This window comes from Helicobacter sp. 13S00477-4, assembly GCF_002272785.1.
Lineage (GTDB): Bacteria > Campylobacterota > Campylobacteria > Campylobacterales > Helicobacteraceae > Helicobacter_J.
The window spans coordinates 45,465-67,923 of the sequence record NZ_MLAS01000001.1; the positions used below are offsets into that span (position 1 = coordinate 45,465).

The following is a 22,459-nucleotide window of genomic DNA, read 5'->3' on the forward strand; positions in this document are numbered from 1 at the left end:
CTAAATTGAAACTATAATGATATTAAATCAGAATTTAATCTAATGTTAATTTATCCATTTTGCAATATTTTCTGCACTACCATATTTCAAATATTCCCTAATCCTTCCTGATTGCATCAAGAATTTTTCCCTATCAAGATTGTAATATTGCTCCAGTAAATTAGCACAAGTCAATTTATCTTGTATCAATTCCTCATGTAATTTACTTTTACCTTTTCCTGGTTTCTCATTATTCATAGCATTATAAAAAATATTAGCAAGTCCTATATATGAAAGTTTAACAAAAATTTTAGCAATAACAAAATCAATTTTTCTTGCTTTGTATCCTAACACAAAAGGGATTCCTATTAATGCTGCTTCTAATGTTGCTGTTCCACTACAAATAAAAGCAAATTCAGCTTCATGAAGACTCTTATGTGTGTCAAAAGAAATTTCAAATTCTTTAATGTCTGTTCCATATATGGATTCTAAATCCATACCAAAAAAAGTTTTTGGTATGACTAAAATCTTTTTTTCATCTTGAAGTTTTTTGGCAACTTGAACAAAAATAGGGAATATTCTTTGAATCTCTCCCTTCCTGCTGCCAGGCATAAATATAATGCCTTTTTTGGTTTTCGTGTTCTCATATTTTTGTATTTCATCTAAAAGTGGATGTCCTACGTAAGTTGCTTTATTTTTATAAAATGACACTTCAAAAGGCAATATTGCTCCAAGTCTATCACAATACTTTTCAAGCAATTTTACTCTCCAAGATTTCCAAGCCCAGACTTGCGGTAATATATAATAAATAATATTTTTTGTAATATCTTTTTTTTTAATGTTTTTTGCTAAAGGAATATTAAAAGAAGAAGAATCCATCAACAAAACCATATCAACTTGTATTGACATTTCAGCCATTTTTTTATTTGCTATATAGAAAAATTTTAATTTACTCAACACATCTCCAAAACCCATCACGGAAAAATCTTTGGGTGTATAAACTGCCCTTCCCAGATCTTCGTCAAAAATACCTATCAATTCAACATCTTTTAAATATTTTTTGAGTTCCCTCAAATGAATATTTGAACTAGGTTCAAGTGCACTAACAAGGATTTTTTTCATCAATATCTTTCTTTCCTGATAAATGTTTAGCTTTTATCATGTCTTCGGTATAAAAATCCCTCAACTCTATTTTTAATTTTGAATTTTCTAATTCAAAATCTAATATATGTTCCTTTAAAGATTTATTTTCTTTCAACAAGACTCTGTATTTTTTATACAATATATCTGTAAAAATTTTTTTTACAGGTCTTGCTTTTGCTATACTCCCATCTTTTAGATAAATATCAATCATTTCAACAGGTTTTGGCAACAAAGCTTCTTTCTTTTCCCCCAATAAATTTGATTTTTCATTTTTAAGTTTTGAAATATTTTTTTGTATTTTTTGTTTAAAAAGATATTGTTTTATCTCGTTTATCTCTTGAATTTTTTTTTGTTTGATTTCTTCAATATCATTCATTTCATTTTTAAGCTTTATGTATCGGAGTCGTATTTTTTTTAGTTTTTCTTTGGCCTGAAATATCTCTTGTTCATAAGAAAAAATTTCTTGTTTAAATTTCTCTCTTTCTTCTTCAAAAAGTCTAAAAACTTCCCAACTTTCTTTGATTTCAGAACTTTTTTGAATAAAATCTTGAAAAATTTGTTTATCCTTCATCTTGATTTTCCCCAATCATTTCCAAAGATAATAAATTCATCTCTCTTCCTTTGGTGATTTTTAAATTCTTGCTTCCGCATTGCTTACACAAACCATATTCTATTTCTTTAGGAATAAATTTATATCCACATTCTTTACATTCTAATTCTATTTTTTCTTCTATAATATCTAAAATAGCATCTTTGCATAATTGTGATTCTTCTCTGAATGTTTCAAATGCACTTAAAAACAAACTTTTATCCATGCCACTCCTCTCACCAATCCCCACAACAATCCTTTCTATTTTAAAAGCTTTATTTTTAAAAGCATTTTCCTCACAAATTTCTATCAAAGAAGATACCACAGAATATTCATGCATTTTTAAAACCTTAAATATTTATTTCTTGTTTGATAATAATACTTTGTATATGGTTAATATCACTTTCATTTTCTGCAATACAATCAAAATCATTCATAGTTTCTATAATATTTTTGAAATCTTTTTTTAAAGAACAAAAATTTTTAATTTCATCATCATTGCCAAATTTTGAAATATATTGCCTGATGCTTTTTTCCCAATCAATTTTTTCTTCTTCATTTTCAAAAGCATTCCTCATTTCATATAAATAAGCTATTTTCATTATGATATCAATTTTATTTTTCCATTCTTTAATACCAAAAAACTTTTGTATTCTGCTATAGACTTCTTCTGTATCTCCTTTTTGTGCAAAACTTTTAGCTTCTTCAAAAACCTTTATTATATCATCATGTATCAATGTATATTCTTCTAAAGATCCTAATTCAGGATATTTATCTAGCATTTCATAACATTTTATATAATTTTTTGTCCTACATTGAGTGAAAAATATATCAATATTCTCAAGGTATTTTTGATTTTTGATTGCAAAATCTTTAAAAGGTGGTAATTTGATTAAAAAATTTAAATATTCTTTAGCCTTTATAAAATTTTTATTTAAAATTTCATCTTGCACTTTTTGAGTCATTTGCTCGCAAATGAAATACATTTTTTGATATGTTTTTGTTTTTTTAATAAATAAAGATTGTTCACTCAGTGAAAAATAATTGATAAAATCTTTTTCTTTAGCATATTTTTCTGCTAAAAAATATTTATCCCAATTATTATAAATACCTATAATTATATTTTTCTTTTCTAATATATTTTCAAAAGGTTTCAAAAGTTTTTCAATTTTTTGTTTTGCGACAAAAGAATTTTCAAATATAAGATATTCAGAAAGATTACAAATTTGCTCAAAATTATTTTCCAACTCTTTATATTCTTTTAAGTTTTTTATACAAGGATTTTGATTAGCAATTTCATAAGCAAATGTATAATTTTTTTCTTCAAATCTTTTTAAAAAATTTTGTATAAAAGATTTTTTATTGATATATTTTTTGATTTCTTCTTCTTTTTCTATATCTTCAAAATATGGAGCACAAATTTCAAGAATCCCTTGAATATCTTCATTTTGCAAAAGTTGAGGGATTTTTTTAAGGATATTTTTCCAAGTATTATTTTTGACATTTGTATATATTTCTAAAGTTTTGAGCAAAAAATTATTCTCTTGGGCTAATTTTTTTGCCCCTGAAAAATCACCTTGATTGAGCAATTCTAAAAACTCATTAATTTTATAATATTTATCAATAATATGGATACCCCCATTTGCAAAACAAATAAAAAGTAAATTATCATAGTTTTTGATGCACACAATACCTTTTGAAAGTGTATTTATTTTATAAACAACATTATTATCTTTAACGTAACAAATATATAAAAAATTGTCACGTGTGCCTATGTAAACATAAAGACCATCATTGCTCAAAATTATTCTAGTAGGCCAATGTTCAAGATTGATTTTGTATTCATTTTTACCAGAAAAAATATCAAGCACACCTGTTTCACCAGATTTGCAAACATAAAAAATTTTTTTATCATTATCAAAAAATAGAGCATCTTCAACAACGCTTGGAGTTTTTATCATTTTAATTTGTGAATCGGTTTGAATATCATAAACTATCAATGTCAGATCATAAGAGGCATAACAAATATTTTCAGAACTTTTGCCAAACACAATACAAGAAATATAATCAGGCCTTCTGGGCAAAAAAGTACTGATCCTATAATTGGATTGATTGTAAACAAAAATCCTTCCATCTTCTCCTCCAGTTGCAAAATATTTACAATCATCTGAAAATCTTGAAACACTAATACCTGTCTTGTGCCATTTTAATCTTGTTATCAATAAGAGTTGATTATCTTGGATTTTATGGATTGATATGATTTTACTATTAGGTTTCGCCATCAAAACATAACCATTGTTTGAACAACTAATAGCCTTAGAATACTTATGATGAGGGAAAGTATTCTTCCAAATTTGCTTGCTAAAAGAAAACATAAAATCTTTTAGAAAAAATTTATAAACACGATGATTATCATCTAAAAATAAATATTCATTATTTTTTCCTTGATCAATCGAGACAATATCTAATATATTACCAATCAAATCAATTTTTTTTATAAGTTTGAGCATTTTTTTGTTTTGGAGTTCCTGATTATTTTAACACATAGTTAAAAGTTCCATCTCTTCTTTTGTATTTTTAAAGATGGATTTTATATATATAATGATAACATAACTTAAAGCTCAAAGATAACCAAAAAGTCCATATAATAATAACCTGTGATTCAAATACAAGGAAATAATTTAATGTTAAGCCCTCGATACCTAACCAAGCAGATTTTTATAGGTTCTATTCCTATTGGGGGGAATGCTCCTATTAGCGTACAAAGTATGACTTTCACAAAAACAGCCGATATAATTGCTACCAAATCCCAAATAGACAGATTGCATTTTGCTGGGGCAAATATTGTTCGTGTAGCCGTAAGTGATCAAAAAGATGCTCAAGCACTCGCTGAACTCAAAAAAGTTTCTGTATTACCTATAGTTGCAGATATTCATTTTAGACATAGATTTGCTCTTATTGCAGCTGAAAGTGTTGATGCAATCCGTATAAATCCTGGAAATATAGGCACAAAAGAAAGGATAAAAGAAGTCGCTAAGGCATGTGAGCAAAGGAAAATACCTATCCGTATAGGAGTTAATAGTGGTAGCTTAGAAAAAGAATTTGATAAAAAATATGGACCTACTCCAAAGGGAATGGTTGAATCAGCTTTGTATAATATTAAATTACTTGAAGATTTTGGATTTGAAAATATCAAAATCTCTTTAAAAGCAAGTGATGTTGAGAGAACTATTGAAGCCTATAGAATGCTCAGACCACTTGTAAATTATCCATTCCATCTTGGTGTAACTGAGGCAGGAACAATTTTTCACTCAATGATAAAAAGTTCTATGGCATTAGGGAATCTCTTGATGGAAGGTATCGGGGATACAATGCGTGTGTCTATAACAGGAGAACTTGAAGAAGAAATAAAAGTTGCCAAAGCTATTTTACGTTATAGCGGTAGGCAAAAAGATGGTATCACTATTATTTCTTGTCCCACATGTGGAAGGATTGAAGCTAATCTTGTGGATGCAGTCAAAGAAGTAGAAAAAAGACTATCTCACATAAAAACTCCATTAAATATCAGTGTGATGGGTTGTGCTGTGAATGCAATTGGAGAAGCCAAACATGCTGATATTGCGATTGCTTTTGGAAATCGTGAAGGACTTATCATTAAAGGTGGTGAGGTTTTATGCAAATTGCCCGAAAACAAGATTTTAGAAACCTTTATCAATGAAGTTGAAAAACTAGCTATTGAAAAAAATATTCAAAACTAACTTTATTTTACTTAACAAAAAAGGAAAACAATGAAATATTGGCTATTTCTAATTTTGGCTATTGTATTTGAAGCTTTGGCTGCATTATCTTTGAAAACAGCGACAAATACAAATAATTATTTGTATTCTATCCTTTATGCTATATTTTTTGCCATCAGTTTAGCAGTATTTTATATAGCTTCTAAAGGAATACCTTTAAGCACAGCATATGCAATATGGGCAGGATTAGGACTCAGTATTGTTTCTATTATAGGTTTTGTTATTTTCAAAGAAGAAATAAGTTTTTTAAAAATTGTATTTTTATTAATGATCATCATTGGTGTTGTAGGCTTAAAATTGATTTCAAGATAATTTTTTAGGAAAATATTCAATGCTATTGGCTTTATATAATGTATTTGCTTTTATCGGGTTAGGTTATTTGGCAAAATCTTTTCGGATGGTAGGCAACAAACAAAGTGGTATATTATTGGCATTTCTGCTCAATTTTGCCTTGCCTGCTCAAATTTTTACAGGAATTTATCATGTTGAGCTTGATTTTGATTTGATACTCATTATGTTTATTGCACTAATTTGCTCAATTATGAGTGGAATTGGGATGTATTTTTTTGCAAAAAAAATCTTAAAAAGAGATACAAATACTGCGATTGCAATGTCATTTTTAGCTACTTTAGGAAACACATTATTTTTAGGTGTTCCTTTAGTGCAAGGAGCCTTAGGTCAAGAATATGCCAATAAGGCAATTTTATATGATCAAATGTGTACAGCAATCCCTTTAGCTATCCTTACACCTTTTATAATGAGTTTGGGAGGAAAAGGGAATTTTACATTTAGAGCTATCATAATGAGGTTATCTCAAAATCCCCTTTTTTTAGCCTTAATAATAGGTTTAATTTTCAAAACAATCCCATTTCCAATAAAAGAATGGATTTTTATTCCTATCAAACAACTTGGGGCTTGTGCTACACCTGTCGCTTTATTTGCCATAGGTGTTCAAATCAGTCTTGGAGATATTAAAACTGAATGGAAAAATACTTTTTTTGTTTTATTTTGGGGGATGATAATAGTCCCTGCATTGGTATTTTGTTTTATAAAACTAAGCGGGATGGATTACAATAATGATTGGAGAATGGCTCTTTTAGAATCTGCAATGCCTCCGCTTATAAGTTCTGCAGCTGTAATCATGCGTTCAGGTTTGAATAGTAAAATAGCAGTCAGTTCTATTGCATTTGGAATTTTCGCAAGTTCTTTAAGCATACCAATATGGTTAGAGTTAAGTTATTTATAATGATTTTAATTGAAATCTCAAACAAATAATATTATAAATAGCTTTTATAAAATACTATAGTTTATTTTTAGGAGAGATAAAATGGTGGACAAATTCAAAAATTTTGTGGATACTTATCAAAAGTCTTCTTCCTACAAAGCACCTTTAGGGTTTGGTATTGCACGTGTTGATTTAGGACAGAAATCAAAAAAAGTGCTTTGTACAACTTATCCTATCTTAAATTGGAAAGATGAAAATTTAGGATCTTATGCTGTTTTTATGAATTCATTGAATCTATCTGCTAAGATCAGTTCAAGTGAAAATGAATGTGTGTATGGGATTGATGAAAATTTTATTCATAAAGCCCTTGAATTTTATGCACCATTTTTAAATGAAGCTATACAAAATAAAACAAGCCATAAAAATATCCAAATAATTTTAGAACTCAAAAAAGCTTTGGAAACAAATAGATTGAAAACTAGGGATGGAGATTTTTTATTTCGATTTGTCGTATTATATAAAGATACCAAATGTGAGAGTATAGAAAGTGCTTATATGAAATTACTTGCACTATCTTTAGGTAAAGCAAAACTCAGAAGTCTTGTGCTTGAAGGTATTTTTGGATTGCTTCAAAATGTTGCTTGGAGCGGTAATAAACCCTATGAACTTGAATGGCTCAGAGAAAATGAAATTTATTTGAAAATGAATGAAATTTATCCCCATATTGATTTTGTTGATAAATTTCCTCGTTATTTAATGCAAATTATCCCTCAATATGACAATATCAGATTGCTTGATAGTGCAAAAACAAGATTTGGAGCTTATTTAGGCATAGGGGGCTATACTCAAATGCCTGGTGCAAGCTATGTAAATTTTAATGCTGGAGTTGAAGGAACTTGTATGAATGAAGGTCGCATATCCTCTTCAGTCATTATTGGAGAAGGCACTGATATTGGTGGAGGTGCAAGTATTTTAGGCGTCCTGAGTGGGGGAAATTCGACACCTATCAGTATAGGCAAAAATTGTCTTTTAGGCGTCAATAGCTCAACAGGTATTAGCTTGGGCGATGGATGTATTGTAGATGGAGGCATTGCAGTATTGAGTGGTACTATTTTTGAGATCAATAAAATTGAAGCTGAAAAAATTGCTCAAATCAATCAAGATTTTTCAATCAAAACAAATAATTTTTATAAAGGAAAAGAACTATCTGGTAAAAATGGAATTCATTTTAGACAAGAAAGCACTACTGGTAAAATGATAGCCTTTAGAAGCAATAGAAAAATTGAGTTGAATACTGATTTGCATTAATTTGGGTATATTTTTTGCTTTTTTATCATAGATTCTTAAAGTATTCAGAGAAATAGGAGATAAAAATAATGCAGATAATGCATAAAATCAATAATTGTTTTTTAGTAGGTTTCTTAGCAATGACAAATATAATTTATGCTGCTGATACAGATGGTTCTGCAGTACAACCTTCTACAACTCAAAATAATGAACAAAATACTCAAACAAATAATCAACAAAATCAAAATACTCAAAAAGAACCTGCACCTATTTTAGCACCCAACCCTGAACCTGATACCCCAAGGACAAGTAAACCTACTCCCCCTATAACAGATCATTTAGCCCCACCAGATTCGGTAGAAGGTATCCTTACAGCAGGAATTAAAGCAGCTAAAACAGGGGATTATAAAACAGCATTCAAATTATTTTCACAATCTTGCGATGAAGGAAATCCTGCTGGATGTTTTGCTGTAGGTACAATGTATATGAATGGTGTAGGAATTCGCACTGATGTTCAAAAAGCAACCCGATATTATGAAATGGGTTGTAGTGGTGGTGATGCAACAGCATGTGCAAATTTAGCAATGATTTATGATTTCCAAAAAAAGTCTGATGAAAATAATAAAGAAAAAGCTGCACAATTATATATGACAGGTTGCCAAGGAGGAGATGTATTAGCCTGTAATAACCTAGCTTGGATGTATGCTAATGGCGAAGGTGTACAAAAAGATTATTTCAAAGCAATTCAATATTATAAATATGCTTGCGAAGCTGGAAGCGATTTGGGATGTTATAATCTAGGCTTGATGTCCAATACAAATACTATTTATGGTATTGATAAAGCTAAATTAGGCTTAGTGGATTTGAATTATTTAGCTTGCAATGCAGGAGATATTAATGGTTGTGCTAATTTGGGCTGGATGTATACCAATGGAACTTCAGGAGCTCCAGTAAGTTATTTTTATGCTGCAAAATATTATCAAATAGCTTGTGATGGTGGTTTATTGAGTAGTTGCAATAACCTAGCTATCTTATATCAAAAAGGTTTAGGGGTGCCTCAAGACACTCAAAGAGCTTTAGATTTATTTGCATTTGTTTGTGATAATGGTTTGCAATCAGGTTGTGACAATTATAGGATTTTTAAACAACAGCTTTTATCCCCACAAATCAGAAATAAAGGTACTTTTTTCTTCCCAAAAAATTCAGATACTTCAAATAGAAGAATAAGATAGTTTTCTGACTAAAGTTTATCAAGCAAAACGAGATAAAATCTAATATTTTCGTGCAATTCTTTTCTTTTTTCTTTATAGTTAGGGCAAAATTTTTCTACAAAATTCCAAAAATCTTTAGAATGATTCTTGTGTAAAATATGTGAAAGTTCGTGAATTATGACATAATCAATCAAAGATTTTGAAGCAAAGATTAACAAAAAAGAAAAATTTAAGTTATTTTGATATGAGCAACTACCTAATCTTGTTTTACTCATTTTGACAGATATTTTATTATAAGAAAGATTCATTAGTGTTGCTAAGATAGGCACTTTTATCAAAAGATAATCTAAAAGTTTAGCTTTAAGCGAAGTGATATTAATGCTTGAATCCATATTCTTCCATTCTCCAAAAATAAGTATCTCATTTGAATGCATGAAAGAAAAATTTTCTATCTCTAAGCGAGCTTTATTTATTTTTGCAAGATTTTTCTCAACCCAATCTTTATATTTATCAAGTAGTTTTAAAGAATCCTCTCTGCAATAAAAATAAGGTACATTGATAAAAATATCTCCTGTTTGTTTTATGATAATGTGAGGGTTTTTACATTTTGTTTTTTTAACCTGAACACGATTTTTTATCTGAATAAAATCCATTAGCCTTACTCTTTTTTGATAAAATTTTAAACAATTCTAGCAGAAAAGGAAGAAAATGAAAATTTTATTGATCAAGGATGTCAAAGGTCTTGGAAAAACTGGCGAAATTCACGAAGTCAAAGATGGCTATGGTCAAAATTTTTTAATAGCAAAGGGCAAAGCCAAACATGCTACAAATGATGTTATCAATAAATTTAAAGCTGAACAAAAAAAGAAGGCAGAAATAGAAGCTTTAGAGATGGCAGAAAGAAAGCAACTCGCCAATACTTTAAATAATACAACATTAAAAATCATCAAAAAAGTAGGTGCAAATGGATCATTATTTGGGGCTATAACAAAAGAGGAGATTTCGGAAGGATTGCAAAATTCCCACCATATAACTCTAGATAAAAAAAATATTGAACTAAAAAATCCAATGAAAAGTACAGGTATTTATGAAATTGAAGTCAAACTTGGATATGGAATTTCAGGTATACTTAAAGTTGATGTAATTGGTGAATAAAGGGTAAGTAATGTTTGAAGCAACAACAATATTAGGCTACAAAGGTGATTTTAATGGCAAATCTTATGCCATAATAGGTGGGGATGGGCAAGTTACTTTTGGTAATTGTGTCCTCAAAGCAAATGCAACAAAAGTAAGGACACTTTATCATGGACAAATATTGAGTGGTTTTGCAGGTAGCACAGCAGATGCTTTTTGCTTATTTGATATGTTTGAACGAATATTAGAAGGCAAAAAAGGTGATTTGGTAAAAAGTGTCCTTGAATTTAGTAAAGAATGGAGAAAAGATAAATATTTAAGGAAACTCGAGGCAATGATGATTGTCTTAAATAAAAATTCTATTTATATTCTAAGTGGGACAGGAGATGTCGTAGAGCCAGAAGATGGAAAAATAGCTGCGATTGGGAGTGGCGGTAATTATGCCCTTAGTGCAGCAAGAGCATTGGATAAATTTGCCAATATAGACCCCAAACAGATTGTGCAAGAATCTTTAAAAATTGCAGGCGAGCTTTGCATCTATACAAATACAAATATTAAAATTCTGGAGATTGAATGAGCACTAATGATAAACTAAATATGAGTCCAAAAGAGATAGTATATTATCTTGATGAGTATATTATTGGTCAAAAAGAAGCCAAAAAAGCTGTAGCCATTGCATTGAGAAATCGTTATAGAAGACTACAACTTGCACCTGAAATTCAAGATGAAGTGACACCAAAAAATATTTTAATGATTGGTTCAACTGGGGTTGGAAAAACAGAAATTGCACGTCGTATGGCTAAAATAATGGGACTTCCTTTTATAAAAGTCGAAGCAAGCAAATATACTGAAGTTGGTTTCGTAGGACGAGATGTAGAATCTATGATAAAAGATTTAGTTCTAACAAGTATGAATTTGATTGAAAATGAATATAGGGAAAAATCAAAAGATAAAATTGAAGAATTTATCATAGAAAAAATATCTCAAAAACTACTCCCTCCACTGCCCAACGGAGTGAGTGAAATCAAAAAACAAGAATATGAAGCCAGTTTTGAGAAAATGAAACAAAAGGTTAGAAATGGAGAAATGGATAACCTCAAAATACAGATCGAAATCACCAAATCTTTATGGGATTCTGACAATGACCTTTCTGCTGATATTATAAAAGTATCAGAAAGTATTGTAAAAGTCTTAGGTAAAGATCAAGAAAAAATTAAAAAAGAGATGACCATAAAAGAAGCAAAACAAGCACTCAAGCAAGAAGCTTCACAAGCTATTTTAGATTCTGAAACAATTAAACATGAAGGACTCAAACGTGCTCAAGAAGCAGGAGTGATCTTTATTGATGAGATTGATAAAGTTGCTGTAAGTACAAAAAATAGCTCAGGACAAGATCCAAGCAAAGAAGGTGTTCAAAGGGATTTGCTACCCATTGTTGAAGGTAGTGTTGTGAATACAAAATATGGACAAGTAAAAACTGATCATATTCTCTTCATAGCTGCTGGTGCTTTTCATTTAAGCAAACCCAGTGATCTTATCCCGGAACTACAAGGTAGATTTCCTATCAGAGTAGAACTTGATAGCTTAGATGAAGATGCAATGTATCAAATCCTCACTCAAACCAAAACATCAATCATCAAGCAATACCAAGCATTATTGAAAGTTGAAAATGTCGATATAATTTTCGATGATGAAGCCCTCAGAGAACTTGCAAAACTTTCTTTCAATGCTAATCAAAAAACTGAAGATATTGGTGCGAGAAGACTACATACTACAATAGAACATGTTTTAGAAGATATTAGTTTTGATATTGATGAGTATGAAGGAAAAACAGTCCACATTACACAAAAACTAGTAAATGAAAAATTAAAAGATCTGGTTGAAAATGTTGATTTGGCCAGGTATATTCTTTGATGCAAAATAGTTTTAAATGTGGTTTTGTTGCGATTGTGGGACGTCCAAATTGTGGCAAAAGTAGTCTTTTAAATAAACTATTAAAACAAGATATTGCCCTTGTCTCACATAAAGCAAATGCAACAAGAAAAAAAATGAATTTTATTGTGCCATTTAAAGATAAAAATGGCATTGAAAGCCAGATTGTTTTTGTCGATACACCCGGGATACACCATCAAGAAAAATTACTCAATCAATTTATGCTCAAAGAAGCCTTGAGGGCAATTTCTGATTGTGATTTGTGTGTATTTATGGCTTCGATTTTTGATAAAACAAAATACTATGAAGAATTTTTAGAACTCACAGATAAACCCCATATCATATTATTGAGTAAAATCGATATTGCGAGTAAAGAACAAGTGCTTCAAAAAATAAATGATTATAAGAAATATAGTCAAAAATTCCTCTCTCTTGTCCCTGTAAGTTCGCAAAAAGCTATTAATCTCAGTGATTTTTTATTTGAAGTTGCTCAATATTTACCCTACTCTCCTCCATTATTTGATACAGATATCCTTACAGATGAAAACCTCAAACAAATCTATAAAGAAATTATCAGAGAAAGTGTCTTCAATAATCTTAGTGATGAAATTCCTTATGAAAGTGAAGTCCAAATAGAAAAATTTATTGAAGGAGAGACATTTGATAAGGTTTTTGCTAAAATTTTTGTAGAAAAAGAAAGTCAAAAAAGTATGGTAATTGGTAAAAATGGTCAAACTATTAAACGAATTGGTAAACAAGCAAGAGAAAAAATGCAAATTATAGGTGAAAAAAAAATATTTTTATCCTTAAATGTATTTGTTCAAAAATCTTGGAGTAAAGAAAAAGAAAATCTTAAAAAATTTGGATATGATTTTGAAGTCTAAAACAAGCAGAAGGAGTGCGAATATGAAATTCATTTTAAGTATCAGTCTAGTGGTATCTTGTATGCTTTATGGAATAGATGCTGATACTATCAAAATTATTCAGACCTATCGAACAAAAGGCATAGAAAATACACAAATTATGCTTGAAAATTATTTGACTCAAAAAGATTTTTGGCTTGATTTGCTCAAAGATAAAGATACTGATTATGGGTATTATGAAAATACAGAATTTTTATTCGTCTCTGATAAAACTATTCCGGATTTAAGCCTTTATGAAATCCAAAATGGGCATTTAAAAAAAATCAATCAAAGTAATGCATTGGTAGGTTCAGGAAAAGGTGATAAAAAAATTGAGGGGGATTTGACAACTCCTATTGGTGTCTATGATATTACAGCAAGACTGACTGGACTTAACCAGTATTATGGACCAATGGCTTATGCTACAAGCTATCCTAATATCTATGATAGAGTACGTAAAAGAACAGGTTCAGGTATTTGGATACATGGGCTTCCATTAAATGGAAATCGAGAAGAACTCAATACAAAAGGTTGTATTGCAATTGAAAATCAACTCCTTAGTCAATATGATAAAATCATTGCTCAAAAAAACATACTCCTCATTAGTTTTGAAAATAACTTCAAGCCATCAACAAAAGAAGAATTAGCCACTATACTTAGCGATCTATATCTATGGAGAGATGCGTGGATAAAAAATGATTTAAATACATACTTGTCTTTTTACAATAATGATTTTATCCGTTTTGATGGAATGAAATTTAATAGCTTTAAAGACTATAAAAAACGAGTATTTGATAAAAAAGAAGAAAAAACTATTCTATTTTCAGATATCGATATCACTCCCTATCCAAATAATGAAGGAAAAAATCTCTTTAGGATTGTTTTTTCTCAAAATTACTCTGCCTTCAAAAACAATCGCTCTACTTATACTTCCAAAAGCAAAAAAGAACTATATATAGAACTCAAGGATAATAAGATTTCAATCTTGACTGAAAAATAGGTTTGAATCACATTAAATCAAAAAACTTGTATAATTTGTGTTATATTTTTTTATAAGGAAAAGAATGGACACAATTAAAATCCCTTCTGGTTTGAAAGATCTGAAAGGTATAGAATCTTTTCCTATGGGAAGATTTTGTTTTGCTCGATATACTCAAAAAGAAAATTCAATCCAATTACCTATTTTAATGGAAATGAATGTTTTGATTTTTGTATGCAGAGGTAAAAAGATTCTCCATACAGAAGGTAACGATTTTTGTATAGAAAGTGGTGAAGCTATTTTTTTAAGCAAAGGTTATTATACACTCAGTGATATTATTGAATTTCAAAATGATATATATCAATCATTTTTATTCTTTTTTGATGATAGTTTACTCATTGAGTTTATCAATAAGCATCGCTATATTCTAGAAGCATTTAAAAATCATTATCAAGAAGATATTATTTTCAAAATACAAACTGATAAAATTTTGCAGTCTGTTTTAGAAGGTTTTGCACCTTACTTTGAACTACCTAAATCCCCAAATGAAAATATTATTTTATTAAAATTTGAAGAAATTTTTTTGCATATTTTAAATAATCAAAATCAAAATAGAGCATTTATTGGTTTTTTAAGAAATATCATACAAGAATTTAATGTAGATATAAAAAAACTTTTTGAATACTGCAATCATAATTTTAGCAATGTAAGCGAAATGGCGATGTTTTCAAAAATGGATTTAGCTAGCTTTAGTCGGAAATTCAAACAATGTTTTGGGATATCGCCAAAAGAATGGTTAGATGAAAAACGTTTTTCAAAAGCAAAATTCCTTATCCAGTTTAGCCAAAGGAATATCACTCAAATTTGTCAAGAATGTGGATTTTCTTCACCTGCTTGGTTTATTGAAAGGTTTAAAACAAAATATGGCATCACTCCAAAACAATACCAAAAATCAAATAACTTATATTTTGTTTCATAAAACTCATAGTAGAAAAATTTGAATTACTATAGAATTCATAATGTTTTTTCAAAATTCAAATAACAAGGAAATAAAGATGAAAAAAATGATCGCATTAGCTATTTTAAGCAGTTCAATAGTATTTGCAAACCCTACACTATTGACTAACTCTAAAGATATCAGTGGTTTTAATTCTCCTGAAAGTGTTTATGTAGATGGGAAAAATGTTTATGTTTCAAATGTAGGTGTCGAACTTCAACCTTTAGCAAAAGATAACGATGGCTTCATTTCAAAACTAGATATCAATGGAAAAATAATTGAAAAACATTTTATTGATGGCATGAATGCTCCTAAAGGAATGTCAGTTATAGGTAATACACTTTATGTGGTAGATATAGATGTTTTGAAAGGTTTTAATCTCAAAAATAAAAAGCAAGTTTTTTCATTGCCAATAAAAGGAGCAATTTTTCTAAATGATATAGCTGTATTAGATAATAATACTTTATTTGTCAGTGATACAGGAACAGGTATTATCCATCAAGTTAACCTAAAAAATAAGGATTATAAAAATTTTGTAACTTTAGATATTAAGCAATATGGAGGACCCAATGGCTTATTGATAGACAAAAAAAATCAAAGGCTTTACACAGTAGGTTATGACCCAATTGGTAATGCAGGTGGTTTAGTTATCTACATTGATCTGAAAGACAAAAACCACACCCTTCATATGCTATCTGATATCAGAGGACAACTTGATGGAATTACATTTGATTCTAAAGGTAATCTTTTGGTGAGCAGCTGGGGAGAAAATCTCAAAGGTATTATCTATAGTATTGATAAAAACGGTAAAGTTAAAGTGCTTGATTTACCTGCAATGAAAGGTCCTGCAGATATTTTTTATGATGGAAAAAACCTTTGGATACCAAAAATGGCTGAAAATAAAGTCTTGAAAATTCAATATTGATTCAACTATAGACTCTTTAGAGTCTATCTGATTAAGCTTTTTTTGTTTTTATAAAACTTCCTGACCAATCTCTTGATATTGTTCCCAATACCATTGAATAAATACATTTACCATATTAGAAACAGATATATATTCTTTTTGATTTTTTAAAACAAAATGTTCAAGCCATTTACCAGCATTTATTTTTTGCATATAATGTTTTGCTAAAGACTCATAACTCTTCAAATACCATAAAACTAAATCTTTATATTTATCTTGATTGATTTTAAGGACAGGTTTTTTATCTGGATAAAATTCTATGACTTTATTCTCAAAAGCCCCATAAAGGTGTATTAAACCTTCACAATAATAGGGCAAAACATCTTCTTGTTCTTTCCAAGCCATTAAACTTATAGCCCTACGAATAGTATCACTCATAACTGCTTTAAATTCTTCTTGTGTGTAATCGTTTTTAAAAAATGCTACTAATCCTCCGCAAGTAGCTTTAAATTCTTCAATATTTTTAAATTCACCATCAATATTCATCAATCTTTGCGTGTCTTCCTCTATCCAAAGAATGTGACCAAATTCATGTCCATTGGTAGTAATATCATATACAAGATGCCACAATGATTCATTGTTAAATAAAATTTCTCGACTCTCTTCTAAATAAAGAGCTTCAAATATTTGGTAGCTCAACTTCATTTTAGGTTTATTTCTACTTGCTTGTATGATTTTATCTCCAAAAGCAAAAATCTTTTTTCCAAACTGATTAGAAACTATTTCATCATTTGGAACAACTTGTGCAGAAAAAAGTCCATTCATATCCGCACCATAATAAAGTGCTGGTAATCCAGCATAAAATTTTACTTTTTTCAAAGCATCAAGATTAGAAGTTTTTAATTTTTCTGATGCTTTCAATTTTTGTGCATATTCCATAAACATTGAAATTATAGAATCTTTAACTCTTTTATCATTCATTTTTTCAGGATTAGTTATCCTTAAATCCCATTCTGGTGCCACAGAATGACGATATCTATCTTCATAGTATTCCAAAGGGTGACCTATTTGAAAAGGAGTATCTATATCCATCCAATGAATATCTACTTGCCGCCAACTTTCAATAAGTTTATTTTTATCATTTTGACCAAATGCAATTTTTAAAGCATTGAAATAAAGGATATAAGCATCTTTCTTTCCATAAATCTCATCTTCTAATTTTTCTAATTTCAATAAAAGTTTTTCTATTGCTTTGATGATTGACTTGATTTCAATATCAAAAGACAAAGCATAGGGAATAGAAATAAACTTATCTCCAAGTTTTTTAGGTATTGAATAGCTCCTATCTGAAGTAATATACTTTCCTTCAGATATCTCTTCATCAATACTTGAAGCTAATAACCTAAGAGCTTCTTTATCACCATAATGTTTTTGCATATCTTTATTGATACCATCTATTAACACATCTTGCCAGCTTTCAAAAAAATCATTCATCGCAAGCCCTACTTGATGAACACCTAATAAAATCTCACGATAAAATCCATTGAATAATTTTTCCTTTTGTACTATTGATAAAATTTCTTCGTGTTTTTTAGCATAAAAATTACTCACAAAATTAAGCAAGAATTTCCTAGCAATTAAAATTTCAGAATTGCTTTTTTGTTCCTTTTTAAGCACCTGTATGATAGAACCCTCTTTAAGATTAACTATACGATCACATATCGCCATCAAAGTAGATTGTTGGGGTTCAAGACCCAAACGATGGCATATTTGAATCAGAATCTTAAAATATTGATTTTCTTCTTGTTTTTTAGATTTATCAAAAATTTTATAAATCCCTTGAATCTCTGCAGATTGTTCTTGAATCAGAGCATAAAATCTTTTTAAATCTTTTTCAAATTGCTTAGGAATATTTTGAATTCCTTCCATAAATTCTCCTTAAAAATTAAAAATATCAAATAGTCATTACAAGTAAAGAATTATAAATATATCATAAAATTAAAATAAATACTTTAATACAAATAATCATTCAACAAATCCTTGGTAAAATCTCTCCTTGTGGATAATCTAAATATCTTTTTCCACCCCAAGCATTTTTTAACACAACTCGCGGAATTTTGGTATTTTTTGCTTCTATATATCCAATAATAGATGCTTCTTTACCATCTTGATATTTTTTTAAGATTTCACATACTTTTTGTGCCTCATTTGATGGAACACAAAACACGCATACCCCTTCATTGGCTAAAGAATATGGCTCTAGTCCTAAGATTTCACACACTCCCTTGACTTCTTTTGGCACTGGGATTTTATCTTCTTCAATTAAAATATCTACATCAGACATTTCAGCCCATTCATTTAAAACAGCAGCAAGCCCACCCCTAGTTGCATCCCTAAGTGAATGTATAACAATAGAACTACAAAAAATTTCTTCTAATATAGGATAAAGCTGTTTACAATCACTTTTCAATTTAGAATCCAAACCAATTTCATTTCTTGAGCAAAAAATGACACTCCCATGTCTACCTATAGAGCCACTTAAAATAATTACATCACCGACTTGAAGGTTTTTAGCTGAAATACCACTTTTTTCGATTTTCCCTATGACTGTTGTATTGATAAAAATTTTATCTGCACTACCCTTATTTACAACTTTTGTATCAGCTGATAAAATCTTTATTTTTGTAATCTCAAGTTCTTTTTCCATTCCTTGAAGTATTTTTTCTAATTCATTGATTTTAAAACCTTCTTCAAGTATAAAACCAATGCTTATATATAAAGGTTTTGCACCCTTCATAGCTACATCATTACTACTCCCACAAATAGCAAGTTTTCCAATATTTCCACCCGGAAAAAAGATAGGTGAGATGACATAAGAATCAGTACTAACACACCAATCTTGAATACCTTTAGATTCAAATACTCCAGCATCTTCGCCACCATCAATGATAAATTTTCCAAGATATTTTTTAAAAATATTTTTGATAAGTTCATTGGTTTGAACGCCGCCATTGCCTTGAGCTAAAGTGATTGTTTGCATATTTTGTTTCTCCCTATTTTTTATCCCTAAAATGATATTGTGCATAAACTGCCTGCCCAAAAGAAATGCAAGTATCATTAGGTGGTAATAATTTATGCATATAAAAACGAATATTGTGGGGTTTAAAAAGTTCTAAAATCTTCTCACACAAAGCTTTATTTTGAAATACCCCTCCACTGAAAACAACACAATATCCCGGATAAGAAAGTGCAAAATCAAGGACTATTTTTGCTAAAGTATTGATAAATTTTTTAGCAATTTTTTCAAAGTCTTTAGTCAAAATATCTTCTTGTAATTGCAATATCATTTTTTCATATAAAATAGTGCCTTGAGTTATTTTAAAATCATAACATTCTTGAGTTAAAGAACCTTTTGATAGTTTTTCTAATATCATCCCTGTTTGTCCATCATAATGATTATTTTGCACTAATCCACATATACTCGCTACAGCATCAAACAATCTCCCTACAGAAGTTGTTTTAATCGTATTAATATTTTTTTCAAACATCATTTTTAAAAGCATACTTTCTTTTTTTGGTATTATTTTTTCATAACTTTCAATAATCTTATTCGCACCACATTCTAAAGCTAATCCATAACCAATCTTATAAATTTTTTTGATAGCCTCTTCCCCACCTATGAGTCCAAAAGGTTTAAAATGCCCTATACGTTCAATACTGCAAAGATTGCCTAAAAAGATTTCCCCGCCCCAAATATTACCATCATCACCAAGCCCACTACCATCCCAAATGATACCCAAAACCTTGTTTTCTTTTTTTATATCCATACCTTGAAGGATAGCTTCAGCAAAAATCGCACAAAAATGGGCTTGATGATGTTGAATTTTTATCTCTTTACATTGGATTTGTGTAGATTTTTTAGCACTAATTATACTAGAGTGATGATTATTATGCAAATCTCTTGCTAAAATATCAGGTTTTAGGGAATATATTTGCCCAAAGAAATCAAAAATTTCTTCATAACGTTTTTCAGTATCTGGATTATCCAAATCTCCAATATAAGGGGATACAATATACTCATCCATGTATGCATAAGTCAAACTAGATTTTTGCTCTGCACCCATCCCCACACATACATTTATAGAATTTATATCAATATTTAAATCCAAAGGTGCTAATCCTCTACCCAATCGAATAGGCCTCATTTCCCCTGCAATCAAACGCACTACACTGTCATCAATAAAATGCACAATCTCTCTTTCATAATCCAAGACACCATCAAATATACCATCAAGCTTTTTTAAAAGTTCGTCAAAATTTTTAATAATAGGTTCTCCGCTTATATTTGCACTAGTGAACACAATGGGAAAATCAATTTGTTGAAAAAGCAAATGATGCAATCCGCTATAAGGCAAGACAATACCCAGAGTTTCAATATTTGGAGCAATCTTCTCTGTATCCATAAAATTCTTTTTTCTTGCCAAAACAATCGGTGCTACTGATGATGTTAAAGCTTCTATCTCTTGATTTGACAAATATACAAGCTTCAAAGCCATTTGAATATCTCTTACCATTAGTGCAAATGGTTTTTTGGGTCTGTGCTTCTTTTTCCTAAGTCTTTGAATACTTTCATCATTCATTGCATTACAAATCAAAGTAAATCCCCCTATTCCCTTCAATGCTATGATTTTACCCTCTTTAAGAGCTATAGCACATTTTTCAATAGCTTGTTCATTAATACCTTTTAATTCCCCTTGATGATAAAATTTCAAATCTATGGCACATTTCAAACAAGAATTTGTTTGTGCATGAAATCTTCTATCTTCAGGGTTTTTATATTCATTTTGACATTCACTACACATTTTAAATGAACTCATTGAGGTATTTTTTCTATCGTAAGGCAATGTCTTTAAAATGCTATATCGAGGACCACAATCTGTACAATTTGTAAAAGCATAACCATAATGTCTATTTGTTTTATCTTCCATTTCCAAAAGACAAACATCACAAATTGCCCTATCTTTTGTTAAAGGTTGCAATCCTAATTTTTCTCTTTGACTTTCTAAAATCTTAAAATCTTTTAAAACTTCATTACCATCATATATTTGAGTCTCAATATCATAAATTTGAGAAGAATTTGGGGCTTCATCCATAATTCTTTGGATAAAATCTTCTGATTTATCTCTATTGACAAGTATTTCTACCCTTCCACCAAGATTTTTTACCCAACCATTCAAATCCATTTCTCTAGCTAGACGATAAATAAAAGGACGAAACCCAACTCCTTGAATCACTCCTCCAATAAATATTTTAATATATTTAGCACTCAATATAATTACCTGCTAATAAATCTGCATAGTAACGCAATGTAAGCTACCATGTTGTTCTATCAAAGTAGAACAATCGATCCCAATAACTTTCCTATCTGGGCAAACTTTTTGTAGAATTTCAAGTGCTTTTTTATCTTTTTTGTCTTTATATGTGGGCACTAAAAGAGCATCATTAATAAATAAAAAGTTTGCATAACTTGCTGGAAGTCTTTTATTCTCCTTATAAATTGGATTTGTGAATGGCAGGGGTATCAAACGATACGGTTTGCCTTCTTTTGTTTTTAACGCACCAAGTTCTTTTTCCATTTTGCAAAGAGACTCATAATGTTCATCATTTTTATCTTCACATTTGATATAAGCAATGCTTTTAGGATTGATAAACCTAGCAAGTGTATCAATGTGACTATCTGTATCATCACCTGCTAAATATCCTGAATGTAGCCATAATATTTCTTGAACACCTAAAGTTTCTTTTAGCCTCTCTTCTATCCCAAGTTGATTTAAATGAGGATTGCGATTGGCTTGTAATAAGCACTGTGTATTGGTTAAAATCCTACCTTCTCCATCTGTGTCAATACTCCCACCTTCAAGGATAAGGGGTATTGTTTGGAGTTCTTGTTTCAAGACTTTTTTTTGATACAAAACCCGATTGATTTTATTATCAAAATCAGCACGAAATTTCAACCCCCAACCATTAAAACCAAAATCTAATAACTTAACTTTCCCTTTCTCTTCAATACTTATTGGACCAAAATCTCTTGCCCAAGTATCATTAGTATTGATTTTAACAAGCTCAATTTTATCATTATTTAAACTCACTAAAATCCTTTTCCCTTCAAAATCATCATTATCTACACAGACAATAACCTTTTGAAATAAAATAATCTTTTTGATAATAGCCAAAAAATTTTCCCTAGCTGCTTGGATATTTTCTATCCAATCACTTTTTTTATGAGGAAATGCTAATAATATTGCACTTTGTTTTTCCCATTCTGCTTTCATCCGTTTCATTTTTTGCCTTATTTTTTTGTTATAATTATTGAAATTTTA

Annotated in this window: 21 protein-coding genes; 12 read left to right on the forward strand and 9 right to left on the reverse strand. The window is 29.6% G+C overall.

The annotated features are described in order from the left end of the window. Positions 1-45: 45 nt before the first annotated feature. Genes lpxB through BKH44_RS00260 form a run of 4 tightly spaced genes read right to left on the reverse strand, consistent with a single transcriptional unit; the run spans position 46 to position 4,221 of the window. Positions 46-1,101: a lipid-A-disaccharide synthase gene (gene lpxB, locus BKH44_RS00245; protein ID WP_095268993.1), complete on the reverse strand. Its 1,056-nt coding sequence runs from the start codon at positions 1,099-1,101 to the stop codon at positions 46-48. Then, positions 1,082-1,693 carry a nickel-binding protein Mua gene (gene mua, locus BKH44_RS00250; RefSeq protein WP_095269351.1) on the reverse strand — a complete coding sequence of 204 codons (612 nt, stop codon included), beginning with the start codon at positions 1,691-1,693 and terminating at the stop codon, positions 1,082-1,084. The genes lpxB and mua overlap by 20 nt, the downstream gene beginning before the upstream one ends. Then, entirely contained in the window at positions 1,683-2,051 is a 369-nt protein-coding gene (hypA, locus tag BKH44_RS00255; RefSeq protein WP_095268994.1) for a hydrogenase/urease nickel incorporation protein HypA, read from the reverse strand. Before hypA ends, mua begins: the two co-directional genes overlap by 11 nt. A 10-nt stretch (positions 2,052-2,061) precedes the next feature. Then, positions 2,062-4,221, reverse strand: coding sequence for a hypothetical protein (locus tag BKH44_RS00260; protein ID WP_095268995.1), 2,160 nt, complete (start codon positions 4,219-4,221; stop codon positions 2,062-2,064). 174 nt (positions 4,222-4,395) lie between these two features. Between BKH44_RS00260 and ispG the strand changes: the two genes are divergently transcribed. From ispG to BKH44_RS00285, 5 genes are all read left to right on the forward strand, one after another. Next, positions 4,396-5,469 carry a flavodoxin-dependent (E)-4-hydroxy-3-methylbut-2-enyl-diphosphate synthase gene (gene ispG, locus BKH44_RS00265; RefSeq protein ID WP_095268997.1) on the forward strand — a complete coding sequence of 358 codons (1,074 nt, stop codon included), beginning with the start codon at positions 4,396-4,398 and terminating at the stop codon, positions 5,467-5,469. A gap of 30 nt (positions 5,470-5,499) precedes the next feature. Beyond that, positions 5,500-5,820 carry a multidrug efflux SMR transporter gene (locus BKH44_RS00270; protein ID WP_095268999.1) on the forward strand — a complete coding sequence of 107 codons (321 nt, stop codon included), beginning with the start codon at positions 5,500-5,502 and terminating at the stop codon, positions 5,818-5,820. A gap of 19 nt (positions 5,821-5,839) precedes the next feature. Next, entirely contained in the window at positions 5,840-6,754 is a 915-nt protein-coding gene (locus tag BKH44_RS00275; RefSeq protein WP_095269000.1) for an AEC family transporter, read from the forward strand. An 81-nt stretch (positions 6,755-6,835) separates the two neighbouring features. Continuing rightward, the gene (locus tag BKH44_RS00280; protein ID WP_095269002.1) at positions 6,836-8,041 is read left to right on the forward strand and encodes a 2,3,4,5-tetrahydropyridine-2,6-carboxylate N-succinyltransferase; all 1,206 of its coding nucleotides are present in this window, start codon (positions 6,836-6,838) and stop codon (positions 8,039-8,041) included. A 68-nt stretch (positions 8,042-8,109) separates the two neighbouring features. Further along, complete coding sequence (locus BKH44_RS00285) at positions 8,110-9,252, forward strand: tetratricopeptide repeat protein (RefSeq protein ID WP_275542058.1); 1,143 nt, start codon at positions 8,110-8,112, stop codon at positions 9,250-9,252. Positions 9,253-9,260: 8 nt separating this feature from the next. Here the strand turns inward: BKH44_RS00285 and BKH44_RS00290 are convergent, their stop codons facing one another. After that, positions 9,261-9,884, reverse strand: coding sequence for a SprT family zinc-dependent metalloprotease (locus BKH44_RS00290; protein WP_095269003.1), 624 nt, complete (start codon positions 9,882-9,884; stop codon positions 9,261-9,263). Positions 9,885-9,939: 55 nt separating this feature from the next. Here BKH44_RS00290 and rplI point away from each other — a divergent pair, with 55 nt between their 5' ends. From rplI to BKH44_RS00325, 7 genes are all read left to right on the forward strand, one after another. Continuing rightward, complete coding sequence (gene rplI, locus BKH44_RS00295; RefSeq protein ID WP_095269005.1) at positions 9,940-10,386, forward strand: 50S ribosomal protein L9; 447 nt, start codon at positions 9,940-9,942, stop codon at positions 10,384-10,386. A 10-nt stretch (positions 10,387-10,396) separates the two neighbouring features. Next, the gene (gene hslV / locus BKH44_RS00300; protein ID WP_095269007.1) at positions 10,397-10,942 is read left to right on the forward strand and encodes an ATP-dependent protease subunit HslV; all 546 of its coding nucleotides are present in this window, start codon (positions 10,397-10,399) and stop codon (positions 10,940-10,942) included. A 20-nt stretch (positions 10,943-10,962) separates the two neighbouring features. Then, positions 10,963-12,279, forward strand: coding sequence for an HslU--HslV peptidase ATPase subunit (hslU, locus tag BKH44_RS00305; protein WP_095269355.1), 1,317 nt, complete (start codon positions 10,963-10,965; stop codon positions 12,277-12,279). Continuing rightward, a complete protein-coding gene (gene era / locus BKH44_RS00310) occupies positions 12,279-13,181 on the forward strand; it encodes a GTPase Era (RefSeq protein WP_095269009.1) in 903 nt (300 codons plus the stop codon). The genes hslU and era overlap by 1 nt, the downstream gene beginning before the upstream one ends. 22 nt (positions 13,182-13,203) lie before the next feature. Next, positions 13,204-14,199 carry a L,D-transpeptidase family protein gene (locus BKH44_RS00315; RefSeq protein ID WP_095269357.1) on the forward strand — a complete coding sequence of 332 codons (996 nt, stop codon included), beginning with the start codon at positions 13,204-13,206 and terminating at the stop codon, positions 14,197-14,199. A 64-nt stretch (positions 14,200-14,263) separates the two neighbouring features. Continuing rightward, the gene (locus BKH44_RS00320) at positions 14,264-15,157 is read left to right on the forward strand and encodes a helix-turn-helix domain-containing protein (RefSeq protein WP_095269010.1); all 894 of its coding nucleotides are present in this window, start codon (positions 14,264-14,266) and stop codon (positions 15,155-15,157) included. A 76-nt stretch (positions 15,158-15,233) separates the two neighbouring features. Beyond that, positions 15,234-16,100 carry an ATP-binding protein gene (locus BKH44_RS00325; protein WP_095269012.1) on the forward strand — a complete coding sequence of 289 codons (867 nt, stop codon included), beginning with the start codon at positions 15,234-15,236 and terminating at the stop codon, positions 16,098-16,100. A gap of 48 nt (positions 16,101-16,148) precedes the next feature. Here BKH44_RS00325 and ciaB read toward each other — a convergent pair whose 3' ends face one another. The 4 genes from ciaB to BKH44_RS00345 all read right to left on the reverse strand — a co-directional run bounded on the left by ciaB (position 16,149) and on the right by BKH44_RS00345 (position 22,420). Then, a complete protein-coding gene (gene ciaB / locus BKH44_RS00330) occupies positions 16,149-18,008 on the reverse strand; it encodes an invasion protein CiaB (RefSeq protein ID WP_095269013.1) in 1,860 nt (619 codons plus the stop codon). A 100-nt stretch (positions 18,009-18,108) separates the two neighbouring features. Beyond that, positions 18,109-19,119 (reverse strand): hydrogenase expression/formation protein HypE, encoded by a 1,011-nt coding sequence (hypE, locus tag BKH44_RS00335; RefSeq protein ID WP_095269359.1) that lies wholly within the window; start codon positions 19,117-19,119, stop codon positions 18,109-18,111. A 13-nt stretch (positions 19,120-19,132) separates the two neighbouring features. Beyond that, the gene (hypF, locus tag BKH44_RS00340; RefSeq protein ID WP_180674062.1) at positions 19,133-21,409 is read right to left on the reverse strand and encodes a carbamoyltransferase HypF; all 2,277 of its coding nucleotides are present in this window, start codon (positions 21,407-21,409) and stop codon (positions 19,133-19,135) included. Positions 21,410-21,421: 12 nt separating this feature from the next. Then, complete coding sequence (locus tag BKH44_RS00345; protein ID WP_095269016.1) at positions 21,422-22,420, reverse strand: agmatine deiminase family protein; 999 nt, start codon at positions 22,418-22,420, stop codon at positions 21,422-21,424. Between the last annotated feature and the right edge of the window lie 39 nt (positions 22,421-22,459).